Here is a 14833-nt window from a genome sequence, read left to right on the forward strand (position 1 = left end):
TCCTCACTAACATCTTTCGGACCAGAATATATGCCACCTATACCGCTGTTTGCGCCTTATCGCAGTCAACAAGCTTAGTCATTCAGATCCGAAATGCTGGCATAGGCAAGACGGTTGAAGGCGGTCATGCCGCGCCTAAGTGCCCAAAAAGTCCAGCCAAGTCTCTCTGTGAGGTTGTCCGTAGGCGTCGGCAGGGATTTCTAAATTTTGAGTTTTGATCTTGCTTAGCTTAACAAAGCGGACATTCACTCGGCTCACATCGAACTTCTGCTCCGCGGACGTAGCTGACATTGCTGCCAGCTTCCGAGTTAGTTTTCAGGCGTGTACCAGATGGGCGATGTATAGGCGCGCTCCTGATGGACCATCACGGCATCGTCCCGAAGGTCGAGGTTGCCGTAGAACGCCTCGTCATAGGCCAGCCACGTCGGCGTCGGGATTTCGAGCACGCGGATGTAGTAATAAGCCCTCTGCGCCGGGTCGAACTCCGGGTCCACCCAATGTGCGCCCAAACCCGCTGTCCCGATCGTGTTGGTATAATCGGCGCCGCTCACGGTGCTGCCGACCGGGGGTAGTTTTCCGTCCGCATCCGGCGTCCGATCGCCGGCCCATGCGGCATCGAAGACCTTGGTCTGCGGGTCGCCGTTTGCATCGACCCAACCCTTGACGATCTGAATTCGGTCAAGGTTCGCACCATCCGGATCGCGGAGCGCACGAACCATGAAGCTCGGCGCAGCGCCCTCGGGACCAGCGAAGAGATCAGCACCCATCGGCACGCCCCTTGCATAGCCCTCGGCGGCGAAGTCGGGGCGGTGCACTTCGTCGGGGTCAAAATCCCACCCGGCAAACACGCGGACCGTCATGCGCGGGCCGGTCGTGGCATAGACCTCCTTGCGCTTGAAGGCGTCCCAGATCGCCTCGCGGGTGTTCTCCCGCGCCCATGCGGCGGCGAGACCGGCGGCAAGGGTCTCGTAAGTGCGGATCGCGACGTCTTCACCCAAAAAATCAGGCTGAATGATGAACTCGTCGTAGCGGTGGTCGCCGCCGCCGGGTTCTGCGAGGCTCGCCTTGCCAAAGAAGTTGTCGTCTCGGGCAGTTGCCAGTGACGTATGGCTGTCGGTCGAGCCGATCATCCCGAACTTGTAGGGGTTCGCGCCGATCTCCCCTTCGTATTTCAGACCGCGTGCAAGCGCCTCGCGAGCGTATTCGCGCGGCAACATGTCCGGTGTCTTGAGCTCGCTGCCAAAATTCCCGCGATCCCATCGGTAATAGTCCGCAAACTCGTCATTCGGGGACAGCATAGGGTGGGTTTCCCCGTCGCCCTTAATCTGGGTGACCTCATAAAGCGGCTCCCACCGCATCCGCCGCTCAGCATAGGCCTGATCGATTGCCTCCCCGTTCTGCCGGACATCATCGAACATCGTGCCGTTCGACAGGTTGCCGTTATGGGCGAAAGCCATGACCTTGCCGCTGGTCCGGGTTTCATAAGCTTCCATCCAGTCCCAAAGGTCCTCCGGATCGGAGCTGTCGAAGTTCGAGAATGGTACGAGATCCTCGACACGGTCTGCGTTGTCCCGGAACATGACGATCCTGTGCAGGTTGTTCAGATCGCGGGCTGAGGTCCATTCAAACCCATGCAGAGTGGTGAAGACACCGGGCTCATAATTGCGCTCCGCGCTTTCTACAATCCGGTTCCAGAACGTGCGCGTCAGCTCATCGTCGTCAATAGGATCGGTGTTGATGGCCATGGCCTCGCCCCACTTGACGAACGCGCCAAGTGGGTCGCCGCCGCGCACGAGATCGTGGATCTCGCGCCCCCAGGAATTGGACAAGAGCTGTGGATTCGACTCTTCGATCATGGGCGCAAGGCCAAGGTTTTCGGCGTGGTCGGCGACGACCAGAAAATCGAGCGGACGCACAAGTTGCGCGAATTCGCCAAGCGACGCGCGCACCTTCTCTCCGCGCGCGAACCGGAAAGCCTCGTCGGGATCGAGCACATTGCCAATCATCCCGGCGTCAGTCGAGTAGGAGGTGTGCAGGTGGGTATCACCCCAGAACACCCGGTTCGGAAAGGACTGGTCGACAAAGGGCGAATAGCCGCGCTGACCAAGTCGGACATCTTCGGGGTTTATCGCGAGTTCGCCAGAGTAGTCTTGCGCCAATGCCGCGCCCGTCAATAACGCACTCAAACTCACGCCCATAAAAAATGGCTTCATGACCTTCCTCCCGTCAGTCAACAACGTGGGATGATAATAGCCCATGCTCGATACGCTGACTTGATCTGGATCAGCCCCCATTTTCTAGGCGAGGATGAACGTCCGTTTTGGGCTCGAAGCGGTCATTCGCTGCGGTATGCATGAACGTCCGCTTTCGGGACTGGGTAGCGTATGGGTGACACATACCTCTGTGGTTGAATGTGGCGGCGTGTGGTCCGATGTGGCGGCCTGCACACCTTAATCCTAACAAAGCCAAATAGTTAATGTGGTTGGCTGGGGCAGCTTGTGGCGTGGTGTGGGGCAAGCCGGACTGAATCATAATCCGCGTGTCGGGGGTTCAAGTCCCTCCTCCGCTACCACCAAACCCCCCAGCTTTTTGGAACGATTTGATACCAAGGCGCTAAGGCGGCCCTTCACCTCGACTGGCACGCCGTCTTTCTCGGTTGGAGACACAACGATCTCCGAAATCAAGCCGCGCACCGCGTCACGCGCTTTTGGGTTCGGATTGCCGTCATGTGCCTGCATGGAAGAGATCATTTCATCCAGTGCAGTGACATACCTGGATGCTGTCGCTGGATTGAATTCGAGCGCCTTCGATTGCTCAAGCTTCTGCACGAACGTATCTCACGCGACTCAGATCGAGAGCTGTTAGGGCTGTAAACCCAGTTAGATCTTCTTGAGCCACTGCACGCTCTCAGAAGGGTTGGTTGACTTGGGCCTATTGAAAGAAAAAAACTGGCGCGGCTTACCGCGCTCAGTATCGTCAGGTCGCGACGTGAGAAACATCCTTGTCCGGCGAATAAATGTCCAGGATGTTCCAATGACCGGTCGTTGGTGTCGGGTTGTTGATCATTGGCACATCCAGCACGGTTGGTTTGCCGCTGGCGATTGCCGCTTCCAATGCAGGCAACAACTCGTCAGCAGCGCTGAGTCTGTGCCCTTCCGCGCCGTAGGCTCGCGCTATGTCGGCATAGCCCGGTCCGTTTGCGGGTGCGGCGGCTGATCCGGGGAACGTGGTTCCATAGGTCAGACCGTAATGCGCCTTTTGCAGACCTGCTATTGTTCCGAAGGCATTGTTGTTCATGACCAGCCAGATAATGCCCAGATCGAGTTCGACGGCCGTTGCCAGCATCGACGGGTTTTGGCCGAAACCACCATCGCCAACAAGGCTGATCACCACACGATCAGGTGCCGCCAGTTTCGCGCCGATCGCGCCCGGAGGGCCGAATCCCATCGTCGCGAACCCGCCCGGGGTCAGGATTGAACCCGGCGTCAAAATGTCGAACTGTTGCCCGACACCGTTCTTGTTCCACCCAACGTCCGTGGTGATGATGGCATCCTCGGGCAGTGCCTTGCGGGTATCTGCCAGAATACGCTCGGGCATCATTGGAAAGGCCGATGAGGTCGCCATTTCCGCGTTGCGCGCTTTAAAGTCTGTCCGGAAGTCTGCGATCTTATGCTCCAGCGCGGGGCGCTTGAAGCCGTCCGGATACATCTCGCGGGCGACCCGGTTGAGGACGCGCAATGCGGCCTTGGCTTCAGCAACGACACCGATCTCGGTGGGATAGTTCCGACCGATCTCCTGCGGCTCAATGTCGATATGAATGACCTTCGATCCGGGAATGTTGAACGTGTAGCCAGGGTACCAACTTGAACAATCAGCCTCTTTGAACCGTGTTCCCACGGCAAAGATGTAGTCCGCATTCAAGCAGGACTGGTTGACCAATTCGGTGCCCCAAAACCCGGTCATTCCCAGCACAAGCGGGTGGTCGTCCCGCAACGCGCCTTTACCCATCAGGGAATGCGCGACTGGCAACCCCATATGTTCAACAAATTCTCGCAACTCCTCGCTGGCCTGTGCCAGAAGAATACCACCTCCGACATAAGCGACTGGGTTTTCGGCTTTAGCCAACGCTTCGACAATCTCTCGCGCTGTCTCGTCGTCAATCGACGGTTTCTTGAGCGCGCGCGTGTTGTCGCGAATACGGTCGAAACTGTCCGAGGGGATCACCTCTGAAAAGATGTCCATGGGGACATTGACCAGTACCGGCCCGGGCTGGCCGCTTTCAGCCAGATGGAACGCCTTTTCAAGAATCTCGGCCATTAAATCTGCGCGGTCGACCCGCCAGGCGCGTTTTACGAAAGGTCGATATATCTCCCATTGGGCTGCGTCCGCGTGCAGGTTCACCTCCTGATGCGGGTGTTTACCGTAGTAATGCGTGGGAATGTCACCCGCGATCACGACCATCGGGATACAGTCCAGTGCGGCGTTGGCGACCCCGGTGGCGCAATTGGTCAGCCCCGGGGAGAGATGGGACAGCACCACCGAGGCCTTGCCCGTCACGCGGGCATATGCATCCGCCGCGTGGCTGGCGATTTGTTCGTGTCTTACTGTGACGAAATCGATGGGACTTTCCGCCAGCGCAGCCAGAACCGCAATGTTCGTGTGCCCGCACAGGCCGAAAACGTGCTTGACCTCACGGCGTTCGAGAAAGTCAACGATATGTTCGGCAACGGTTTTGCCGTCCAGTTTCGCTCCGTCCATCACGCGACCTCCTGTCCGTAGAACTCACCGAACAGGTCCGGCTCCGAGGGGCGATCCTCAGGGATCGGACGACTGACCCAGGTGTAGTTCATCATGTGTTTCATGGTGACGTTTTCGTTGGTGATGTTGCCGCCCCAGATGCCGCAGCCCAGGCTGCTGGTCATAGGCATGCCATTTGTCCAGGCACCCGCATTGGCCTTGGATTGAGGCTGTCGCACCATCATACGGCTGACCGGAGCCAGACGCGCCAACCGGTCGATGTGATCGTCATTGTGGCTGTAGATGCCGCAGGAATGGCCCTTGCCCCCGGTGTTGTAGATCTGGCTGACCGTTTCCAGCGCATCATCGAACGTTTCGAAGTGATAAAGCGCCATCAGCGTGGTCAGTTTTTCCTTGGAGAACTTGTGCTGCGGCCCGATTTGCCCCTGATTTTCAACCATCAGAAACTTGCGATCTTCGGGGATGCTAAAACCGGCGACCTTGGCCGTTTGCTGCGGCGGACAGGCAATGGTCGGAAACGTACGGTTTCCCTTTTCATCCCACATGGCCGCTTCGAGCATGGCCTTCTCTTCATCCGAACACAGGTAGCCTCCCTCGGCTTGAAGCGCCTTGACCATATCGTCGTAAACTGAGCGCTGGATGATGATGTTGCCGTCGGCCGAGCAGCCCGACCCAAAGTCGGAGGTCTTTGAAATACGGGTATTCTGCGCAGCGACATCCAGATCGGCAGTCTCATCAATGACAATGGATGAATTGCCTGCGCCGACACCATAGGCTGGACGCCCTGAACTGTACGCCGCTTTGACCATGGGTTTGCCGCCCGTCGCCAAAGTCAAGTCGCAGATCTCCATCAGATGTTGCGTCAATGGGATCGAGGGTTTGCGAATGGATTGAAACAAGTCCTCGGGGGCACCGGCAGCACGACAAGCTGCACGCATAACCTCGACCATTTCGAAGGTCGTATGAGCGGTTCGCGGGTGCGGGCTGAAAATGACGGCATTCCGGGCGTTGGCGGCGGAAACGCCGGTCACCGGTGGTGTCATCGCTGGGTTAGTCATTGGGATCAGGGATGCGATGACGCCAGCAGGTTTGGCATATTTCACCAGACCTTTTTCCTCATCAACCTCGACGATGCCGGTCGAGGGTGTGCGCAAGACATCTCGCAGCACCATGTGAATCTTGAAGCGCTTCGCTGGGCGGCCTTCGCGATCTCCGATACCGCTCTCATCCACGCCTTGTTGAGCCAGACGCGTGAAGGTTTTCTCATTACCTGCATACCACGCGATGGCCTGAGACAGGCGGTCCAGCCTGTCCTGATCCCAATCCTCGATCTCGGCCATGGCAGCGCGGGCGCGTGCCAGCATATCTGCCGCCATGTTGCGGTCGTTTTCAGTGAGCTCTTTGCCCATGATGATCCTCTTGGTGTTTTGGAATTGTAGCATCGGGCATACGACGCTGTGACCGCGCCTCGCCAAATGTTCGCTTGGCGTGGCTGAGACAGCGACGCGCGTGTTCTTCATATCCCAACTCGGCAACGCGGCTTTGGTTGGGCAGTTCGATGGAATAGTCGACGGGCGGCATCCGTTCGATGATGCCGGTGAAATCGATCCATCCCTCACCGGGATATAGCCGCGCATCGCGGGCCAGTTGGATCATGCCCTCACGCGTATCGGCGATGCCGGGCAGGCAATCAGAGATATGCAGGAAGTGAAACAGGTCCGAGGGGACGTGTAGCAACTCTCCCAAATCCACGCGGCTGAGATGCAGATAAAGCGTATCAACCAGAATACCGCCATTCGGCTGATCGGAGGCGCGGACAATGTCAAGCGCCTCATCCAGAGTACGAAGGCGGGAAAAGCTTGGGAACTCCAGGTCCACTGTTAGCCCGTAGGGTGCCGCCAGTTCGCAGGTTTCCGAATAGACGTCGATCAGGAAGTCACGATCATCGCGGGTATTGGTCCACGCGCTCATGATCATGCGCTTGGCACCCAATTCCCCACCGATCTCAAGAGAAGGCTCAAAACTGCGCGGATCGACATCTTCTGTGATGCGCGCAAGTTCGACATCGAGGACTTTCAAGCCAGTGGTAGAGAGAGCAGTTTTGGTGGCATGCACCTGTGCCTTGTCGATTGGAGATTGAGTGAATTCCCCGGGCACATGCATCGGAATGAAGCGGGGGCTGACGGCATCGTAACCGGCCCGCGCTGCGATATAGACCAACTCGGGCGGCGTACAGCCAATCAGCGTCAGATGCGCCAAGGAATAGAGAGAGGGGCTTGCGCCAGCCTCTTCGGGTTTCACCATGAACGGCAGCTCCACGTGTCTGCGAATCTCAAATTCATCACACGTAATAAAAAATATCTGATATTTTTTAAAATATCAACTTTAAATACTGAGCAGGAAATGAAAGCGCCCGGGCAACTGCCCGGGCGTGTTTTTCATTCTTGTTGGCAGCGCCTTAGAGAGTGACCCAGTCACCTCCGGACTGGTGAGAGCGCACGGAGGCTTCAATAAACCGGACGCCATCTGCACCTTGTTCGACACTGGGATAAGTAAGCCAATCATCCGGAACGGTAACGCCATCCCGACGCGCGGCTACGGCCATGGCAAATTCCGTATAGAGGTTGGCCCAGGCTTCGATAATCCCTTCTGGGAAGCCGCGCGCGGTCCGGATTAGACGTTCTGCGCCGGGGCCGATGCCATGCCCGTGACCTCGGCTGATGATACGATCCGGCTCACCGAACCGATTGAACTTCAGCTGTTCCGAATTCTCCAGGTCCCACTCGAGACCTCCTTCGTTCCCGAATATGCGCAACCGCAACCCTCCCCGATTCCCGGGGGCAAGGCGTGTCGCCATCAGGGTTCCCGGAACCTCGTTTTGATAGCGGGTGAACATGAATGCTGTGTCTTCCAAAGGCTTTGGCGCGCCGCAGACATGAAACTCAGCCCGTAGGTCGGTCAAGGGCAGGCCCGAGACAAAACTGGCGAGATGCGCGGCATGGGTGCCGATATCGCCGACACAGCTGGTCGGACCAGAAATCTTTGGGTCCAGCCGCCATTTGACGTGGGGCGCATCAGCCACATCATCGGGCGTCATCCAGTCTTGCATGAACTCGACGTGGATTTGGTTGATTTTACCGATGCCGCCTTCCGCCACGATTTGTTTGGCCTGACGGATTACTGGAAAACATGACATCGCATAGCCGACAGCAAAGATGTGTCCCGTGCGCGCGGTAATCTCCTCAATCCCTTCGGCCTCCGCGACTTCGTTGGTCAGGGGCTTATCGCACAGCACGTCAATGCCCGCCTCCAGAAAGGCTTTGGCCGCTTCGAAATGAACGTGGTTCGGGGTGGTGATCATGACGGCATCTACGCCATCCGGGCGTGCCGCCTCGGCCTTTGCCATCTCGTCGAAGGACGCATAGCACCGGTCGGCCGGCAGGAACCACTCGGCCCCGCGCGCCTTGCTTCGCATGGCGTCAGAACTGAGCGCCCCTGCGACGACCTCCCACCGGTCGGTCATCCGCGCGGCCGTTGCCTGCGTGACAGAGATACGTCCGCCGCCAACAACACCCAGCCGCAAACGGCGAGACAATCGGGGGAAAGGTCCGTCAAAGTTCAGGTCTTCGGAAAAAAGTCTCTCAGCCATTCTGAATCTCCATTTCCGGGACCCGTACGCCTTCCGGCAGCATTTCCACCGCCATGAAAATGCTGGGGGTAATCGTCTCGTACTGATGCCAGGGATAGTTGCCTTCGGCGTCATACATCGGTTTGTGCGTCGTGCCGGGGGCCATGAATTCTTCGAGGTAAAGGGATTCAACATCCCGCTCACGGCATTGCTGCATTTTCCCAAAGCCTACGATTTGTGTATGCACTTCGCGAAACCCCGGTACCGGGCAGAACGGATGATCCTTGTGCAATCCGACATTCAGCGGCACCGAGCCGGAATGGTACATGGTCAGCCCAACGTTACCCACAAAGACCTTTGGCGACATGTAGTGGCTGACACCGCGTAAACGCTCCTCTTGGCGAACATCAAAAGCAGATGGCCATGTATCTTTCACCCATGCGAACAACTCGTTGTCATCGGCATGGGCGTCGAAATCGTGGACAATGACTGCACGTTCCACGCCGCTAAGCGTGCTGTCTTGCACGATCACAGAGGAAAGCGGTGCAATGGTCTGATCCTCGACAGAGAGATTTCGCCCCCCAAGGTTAAGGACGATGGCGCGACCCTCGATAGAAATTCTGCGCTCGTCAGTTATGTGCTGGACGCGAAAGAATGGCTGAGCAAAGTCGAGTGTCTCAATCGGCATGAACCAATTCCTTCCTCTCATCGTTAAGGAAATCGACCGGCAAAGGCTCCGGAGCCGCGCAACGGCTTTCTATCGTCTGATAGGCGCCAAATTTTGGTGCCCGTTCGATCGCGTCCATGACCTCGAAAACGTGGTAGGCGAGCGCTCCACTTGCACGGGGTTGGCGTCCTTCTTGCGCCGCCAGAGCCAGATCCAAAAGGCCGAGACCACGGCTGTCCTCATTGAACCCGTGTTTGTTGACGACCACCTGCCAGCCTTCGCGACCGGATGGGCGCGGCTGATGAGACCAGCGCGAGGTCTCCCGCGTTTTCAGCCAGACATCCCCCTGAAAGATGTTGGCACCATGTACCGGGTCAGGGTCTGGGATGCTGATGGTGCCTTTTTCACCGTAGATCTCGAACCGCGGCGTTTCGCTATCCCAGACGTCAAAGCTCATGGTCATCGACCCTATAGCCCCGGAAGAGAACTGCAGCAGGCTTAGGGAATGCGTGTCGACCTCGACATCCATCCATTCACCGTTGCGAGGGCCGTTTTCGATCATCCTTTTGTCGAACGTGCGCCGAGCCATTCCGGCGACCCGGTCAACCGGACCAAGGCAGCAAACCATGGCGGTCAGGTAATATGGCCCAAGGTCCAGCAAGGGCCCGCCACCGGCCTGGTAGTAGAAATCCGGGTTGGGATGGTGGCGTTCCGTCCCGTGGGTACCGACATGGGCAAAAACCCCTGTCGGTTTGCCAATGGCACCCTCATCGATCAAGCGCCCAACGGTTTGCCAACGACCGCCCAGAAATGTGTCGGGTGCGCAACCGACCAGTAGCCCCTTTTCAGAGGCCATGTGCAGAATCGTCTTACCATCCGTTCGATCCATAACCAGCGGCTTCTCGGAATAGACGTGCTTGCCCGCCTCCAACGCACGCAGGCTGATTTCGGCATGCGCCGCCGGAATTGTCAGATTCAGAACGCAGTCAATCGTCGGATCGTCAAACACCCCATCTGGCGCACAGGCCTTGGCGATACCGTATTGATCTGCCTTGGTGCGGCTTTCCGAAGGGTCAAGGCTTGCGCAAGCCACGACCTCAACGTTTGAGAATTTGGATAGTGTTTTTAGATAAATATCGCTGATACGACCACAGCCGATAAGGCCGACCCGGAAGGATTTCGATGTCTCACGTTTCATCATTCCTGTCTTCGTAGAGGGGTAAGTAATTAGGGGGAATCGGCCCTTTGTTGCGGCCACCCTGGTTCATCTGTTCCCAAGCGTGGGCGAGTATTCCGACCGAGCGGGACAGGCAGAACAGCCCTCGCGACAAGGGCGCAGGAAAGCCAAGTTCGCAGAAGATCACAGCTGTCGCGCCGTCAATATTCATGGCAATTGGCCGACCGCCTCGTTGACGACCGAGTTCGGCTTGAACCTCTTCTCCGATATCGGCAAACCGGCCAGAAACTGTGCCTTCTGCCGCCGCATCTCGAACAAGTTGCATCAATCGGGGTGCGCGTGGATCGACAGGTTTGTGAAACCTGTGACCAAAGCCCGAGACGATCTTGCCATAGGTCTCGCGCCAGCTGTCCAGACCGTCCTTCACTGCGTCATTCAACGATGCTCCGAAATCCATGCGAGCTGCGATATCATAGTACAGCTCTGCACACTGCTCTCCTGCCCCGCCGTGCACGTCGCCCAGCATGTTCACCGCAGTCGCCATCGCGTTATTGAGACCTACCCCGCAGGTGGCGGCCATACGCGCAGCCGCGATTGAGGGAGCCTGTGGGCCGTGATCCACGCCTGCGACCAAAGCGGCTTCGAACAGGCGCGCTTGCGCGTCGCTGGGTAGATCGCCCCGCACCATAAGCCAGATCATCTGCGGGAAAGATACGTTTCCGATCAGGTCCTCTATGGCGTTGCCACGAAAAGAGATCTGTCCAGGTTTCATGTCGATGATGGAGGTACGCCACCATTGGCGAACGGCGCGCTCATCGTCTGTCGTCTGCGCGGTCATTGCGTCTGCACCTCTTTCACCGGCTGGGTTTTGCTTTGCGCGGCGAGGCGAATGGGTGCATTGCGCGCGCCATAACCGGCATAGCCCATATGGCGTTCAACAATTTCGAAGAAGAAGCCGTTAAAGATGGGGCGGCTGTATATCTGAAAATACTCAGCACCCGCCGCCCGATCGTAGAGAATACTCCCCCTGCGCAATTGGGCGACCAAATCATCATCCAATCCGAATGTCGCTTGCAGATCAGCGTAGTAGTTCTCCGGGATGGACAGGCTGGGAAAGCCAGACTTGAGCAACTGGGCTGAAGTTTCAAAAATATCATCCGACTGGAAGGCAATGTGCTGAACACCAGCCCCAAAGCCATCTTCAAGGAATGACGCCGCCAGTGTTCGACGCCCAACTGCCCCATTCAGGTTTAAGCGCACTTCGCCTTCGGGACTTTCGATAGCCTGGCTTTGCACGACACCAGACGGGTCGGCGACGTTCACGATAGGGGATTTTGCCATCTCGAAAGTCGAAATGTAGTAGAGTAGCCAGCTTTGCATCTCATCGTGACGCATCGTCTGGGCCAGATGGTCGATACGACGCAGACCGGCAGGTTGGGTGGCTTTGGTTTTCGCAACCGGCTCGAACTCAATGTCCCATACCCGATGGAGATCGGATTTCTCATCGATGAAATGAACGACGTTGCCACCAACGCCCCGAATGGCCGGGATATCCAGTTCCCCTGTTCCCACCGGTTGTGAGAAATTCGGCGCGCCCAACGCGGTCGCCCGCTGAACCGTCTGATCCGCATCTTTGACACGCAACCCCATGTCACAAACGGAGGGGCCGTGACCCAGGAACGCCGAATGGGCAAATCCTTCCTTTTCGGTATTCACAACGATGTTTATCGCGCCCTGCCGCCACAGCTCGACGGACTTGGATACGTGTTTTCGCTCCATTCGAAAACACATTGCTGACAACATATCTGCCAGCTGCGCGCCGCTTGTTTCGTCGGCTGTAAATTCGACAAATTCGAAGCCTGACGCATAGACGCGTTCCGGCAGGTCCGGGATGCCGAAATCGGTTCCCGGCTCGGTCCGGGATACCTCATCCAGGAGGTTCACCAGCGACCTGTAGCTGTCTCGGGCCAGTGTTCGGCCACCGGGTTGAGGAGCTGCTTCGTTGACGCGTGCAACCGACCAAGGCCCTTTGTATCCGGCGCGAGACAACACGCGAACGAAGCCCGCAAGGTTCAGCGACCCAAGCCCCGGCAGAAGCCCAAAGTGCCGCTTGAGCCGACGTATATCCATCTCAAGCCGGGGTGCATCGGACAGTTGCACATGGAACAGCCGCTCTCCGGGAATGTCCCGAAGGCGGGCTGGTTTGGATCCGTCGGCAAGCGAGAAGAAGGAATTCAAAGCCAACCCCAGATTAGGGCTGTCGACAGCATCAACGACGCCTAACGCCTGTTCATCCGAGTGAATAAGATCCGACCATGGCAAGCCCATATAGGCCAGACGCATCCCCATTTCTTTAGCGATTTGGGCCGCCTCGCCAAGATCTGCGATTACCTGTTCTTCGGTCGCAGCGACATCGACCTCGAAGGCAGACCCGATAAGCAGCAATTCCGTTCCCAGCTCGCTCATCAGGTCGAGTTTGCGCTTCAGTCGATCAAAGGCGCGCTCACGTCCGGCTTCGGGCTGGCCTTCAAGATTATGGAAGGGTTGTAACAGGCATATCTTCAGGCAGAGGTCCGATGCAATCTTGCGGACTTGCGATGGCGGTCCGTCAAAAGCGGTCAAATCCGGTTCGTGTAATTCGACACCCCCGAATCCCGCGTCAGCGATAGCACTCAGCTTTTCAGCCAGATCACCGGGGATCGACGTTGTCGAAACCGACAGGCACATTATCCCTGATATCCAAACATACGCGGCAACCACAGGACCAGATCCGGCATCAGCATCATTATCACCAAGGCGAAGATGAGAACCGCGAGGAAGGCCCAGATTTCGGAGATGATTTCGCGCAGCGGAATGTCCGTCACGGCGTTGATCACAAAGAGTAGAATGCCATAGGGCGGCGTGATCAAACCGATCATTGAGTTCACGACGACCAGCACTCCGAAATGCACCAGATCAATCCCGAGCGCTTCGCAGGTTGGAATGAACAGGGGCACGATCACCAGGATGATCGTTGTTGCGTCTAACACGCATCCCAGCGCGAGGATCAGCAGGTTTACGAGGATCAGGAATACAATCGGGCTAACATCCGAACCCTCCAGCAGTGCCGAGATCGACTGTGGAATCTGTTCCTGAATGACGATGAAGTTCAGAATGAACGCGCCACCAATGACCACCCCGACGGCGGCGGAGGAGCGCGCGCTGTCGACGAACACTTGATAAAGGCCACGGAAGGTCAGCGCGCGGTAGAACAACGCTGCCAGTAGCAGAGCGTAGAATGCAGCAACTGCGGCGGCTTCGGTCGGAGTGGTGACGCCGCCATATATACCGTACAGCAGGATTGCAGGCATCAGCAGTGCCGGAAACGCGTTGGCGGTTTTAGCCGGCAATTCGCGCAGAGGAACAGGTTCTTCCAATGCAAAGTTCCGCTTTCCGGCCAGGTAATAGTTCATTGCCATGAGGACGACGCCCATGATCAGGCCCGGCAGAATACCGGCTAAGAACAGAGATCCGATGGAGGCCTTGGAAACGAGCGCGTACAAAACCATTGGGATCGAGGGCGGAATGATCGGGCCAATCGTCGCCGACGCCGCGGTAATAGCAGCAGCATAACCTCGGCTGTAGCGGCCATCCTTGGTCATCATCTCAATGATGATTTTGCCGATCCCCGCGGCATCCGCGACAGCCGAGCCGGACATACCGGAAAAGATCAGGGACGCTACCACGTTGACGTGCCCGAGGCCGCCCTTGAAACGACCGACAGCGGCTACGCAGAAGTTCAGCAAGCGGTCGGTGATCGACCCCGCGTTCATGATATTGGCGGCGACGATGAACAAAGGCACGGCAAGCAGGATCGTGCTTTTGTAGAAGCCTTGCAGGATTTTCTCGCCCGCGAGTGCGACGTCCAATCCGGCCGTGCCCAGATAAACCAATGAGGCCAAAAGGATGGAATAGCCGATAGGTGTCCCGATGCCTGCCAGAAGAAAGAGCGCGAGCAGGCAGGAAAGAAGTTCAAAGCTCATTTGCCTGCTTCCTCGTCGTCTTCACCGTCGACACGGGGATGATCGTCAACCACGTTGTACCCAACGACCAGTTCCAGCTCGGTTTTTGGTGGGCCATTTCGCAGGATGTCAAAGAACAACCACCCATACCGCGCAGCTACGACCAGCATGAACACCGCATAGATTGAGAACACGGTGCGCAGTGGTATCTTCTCACCCGAGAACGGATTGCGCACAGTCGAGGTTTTGCGGATTTTCATCCAGTCGATGTAGTCCCACGTCGGCAGGAAACTGTAGAGCATCCCGACCACAATCGCCGCGGCCGCCAGCATCGCAAAGACCTGACGAACGCGCATCGGCACCGAAAGGTAGATGATGTCGAACTTCACGTGATCTCTCTCGCGCACGATGAACGAGCAGCTAAAAAAGATCACCCAGACCCAGAGGATGCCGATCAGTTCAAGCGTCCAACCGGCGGGGGTAAAGAAATACCGCAAGAGAATTTGCAGAAGGAAGATTAGGAAGATTGCCGCCAGCATCCCGCCGGCAATCGCTTCGGTCAGTCGGGAGAACCCCTTTGTGAAGCCTTTCATTGTGGTTCT

Annotated in this window: 12 protein-coding genes; all 12 read right to left on the reverse strand. The window is 57.3% G+C overall.

Annotated elements, in window-relative coordinates:
- Nucleotides 1-308: 308 nt before the first annotated feature.
- The 12 genes from ACR0FE_RS17385 to ACR0FE_RS17440 all read right to left on the reverse strand — a co-directional run bounded on the left by ACR0FE_RS17385 (nucleotide 309) and on the right by ACR0FE_RS17440 (nucleotide 14824).
- Nucleotides 309-2213 carry a DUF3604 domain-containing protein gene (locus tag ACR0FE_RS17385; RefSeq protein ID WP_480914238.1) on the reverse strand — a complete coding sequence of 635 codons (1905 nt, stop codon included), beginning with the start codon at nucleotides 2211-2213 and terminating at the stop codon, nucleotides 309-311.
- 315 nt (nucleotides 2214-2528) lie between these two features.
- Nucleotides 2529-2828 (reverse strand): hypothetical protein, encoded by a 300-nt coding sequence (locus ACR0FE_RS17390; RefSeq protein ID WP_480914241.1) that lies wholly within the window; start codon nucleotides 2826-2828, stop codon nucleotides 2529-2531.
- 148 nt (nucleotides 2829-2976) lie between these two features.
- Complete coding sequence (locus tag ACR0FE_RS17395; RefSeq protein WP_480914243.1) at nucleotides 2977-4758, reverse strand: thiamine pyrophosphate-binding protein; 1782 nt, start codon at nucleotides 4756-4758, stop codon at nucleotides 2977-2979.
- Nucleotides 4758-6167, reverse strand: coding sequence for an aldehyde dehydrogenase family protein (locus ACR0FE_RS17400; protein WP_480914246.1), 1410 nt, complete (start codon nucleotides 6165-6167; stop codon nucleotides 4758-4760). The genes ACR0FE_RS17395 and ACR0FE_RS17400 overlap by 1 nt, the downstream gene beginning before the upstream one ends.
- Entirely contained in the window at nucleotides 6148-7062 is a 915-nt protein-coding gene (locus ACR0FE_RS17405; protein ID WP_170353936.1) for a sugar phosphate isomerase/epimerase family protein, read from the reverse strand. The genes ACR0FE_RS17400 and ACR0FE_RS17405 overlap by 20 nt, the downstream gene beginning before the upstream one ends.
- 154 nt (nucleotides 7063-7216) lie before the next feature.
- The gene (locus tag ACR0FE_RS17410) at nucleotides 7217-8407 is read right to left on the reverse strand and encodes a Gfo/Idh/MocA family protein (RefSeq protein WP_170353333.1); all 1191 of its coding nucleotides are present in this window, start codon (nucleotides 8405-8407) and stop codon (nucleotides 7217-7219) included.
- Nucleotides 8400-9074, reverse strand: coding sequence for a hypothetical protein (locus ACR0FE_RS17415; RefSeq protein WP_170353334.1), 675 nt, complete (start codon nucleotides 9072-9074; stop codon nucleotides 8400-8402). Before ACR0FE_RS17415 ends, ACR0FE_RS17410 begins: the two co-directional genes overlap by 8 nt.
- Nucleotides 9064-10254 (reverse strand): Gfo/Idh/MocA family protein, encoded by a 1191-nt coding sequence (locus tag ACR0FE_RS17420; protein WP_480914249.1) that lies wholly within the window; start codon nucleotides 10252-10254, stop codon nucleotides 9064-9066. The genes ACR0FE_RS17415 and ACR0FE_RS17420 overlap by 11 nt, the downstream gene beginning before the upstream one ends.
- On the reverse strand, nucleotides 10241-11068 hold the full coding sequence (locus tag ACR0FE_RS17425; protein ID WP_480914252.1) for a citryl-CoA lyase: 828 nt from the start codon (nucleotides 11066-11068) through the stop codon (nucleotides 10241-10243). The genes ACR0FE_RS17420 and ACR0FE_RS17425 overlap by 14 nt, the downstream gene beginning before the upstream one ends.
- Complete coding sequence (locus tag ACR0FE_RS17430) at nucleotides 11065-12957, reverse strand: bifunctional sugar phosphate isomerase/epimerase/4-hydroxyphenylpyruvate dioxygenase family protein (RefSeq protein ID WP_480914254.1); 1893 nt, start codon at nucleotides 12955-12957, stop codon at nucleotides 11065-11067. Before ACR0FE_RS17430 ends, ACR0FE_RS17425 begins: the two co-directional genes overlap by 4 nt.
- A complete protein-coding gene (locus tag ACR0FE_RS17435; RefSeq protein ID WP_170328647.1) occupies nucleotides 12957-14252 on the reverse strand; it encodes a TRAP transporter large permease in 1296 nt (431 codons plus the stop codon). Before ACR0FE_RS17435 ends, ACR0FE_RS17430 begins: the two co-directional genes overlap by 1 nt.
- Nucleotides 14249-14824: a TRAP transporter small permease gene (locus tag ACR0FE_RS17440; protein ID WP_480914257.1), complete on the reverse strand. Its 576-nt coding sequence runs from the start codon at nucleotides 14822-14824 to the stop codon at nucleotides 14249-14251. The genes ACR0FE_RS17435 and ACR0FE_RS17440 overlap by 4 nt, the downstream gene beginning before the upstream one ends.
- Nucleotides 14825-14833 lie beyond the last annotated feature (9 nt).

It is taken from the genome of Ruegeria sp. K7, assembly GCF_056531785.1.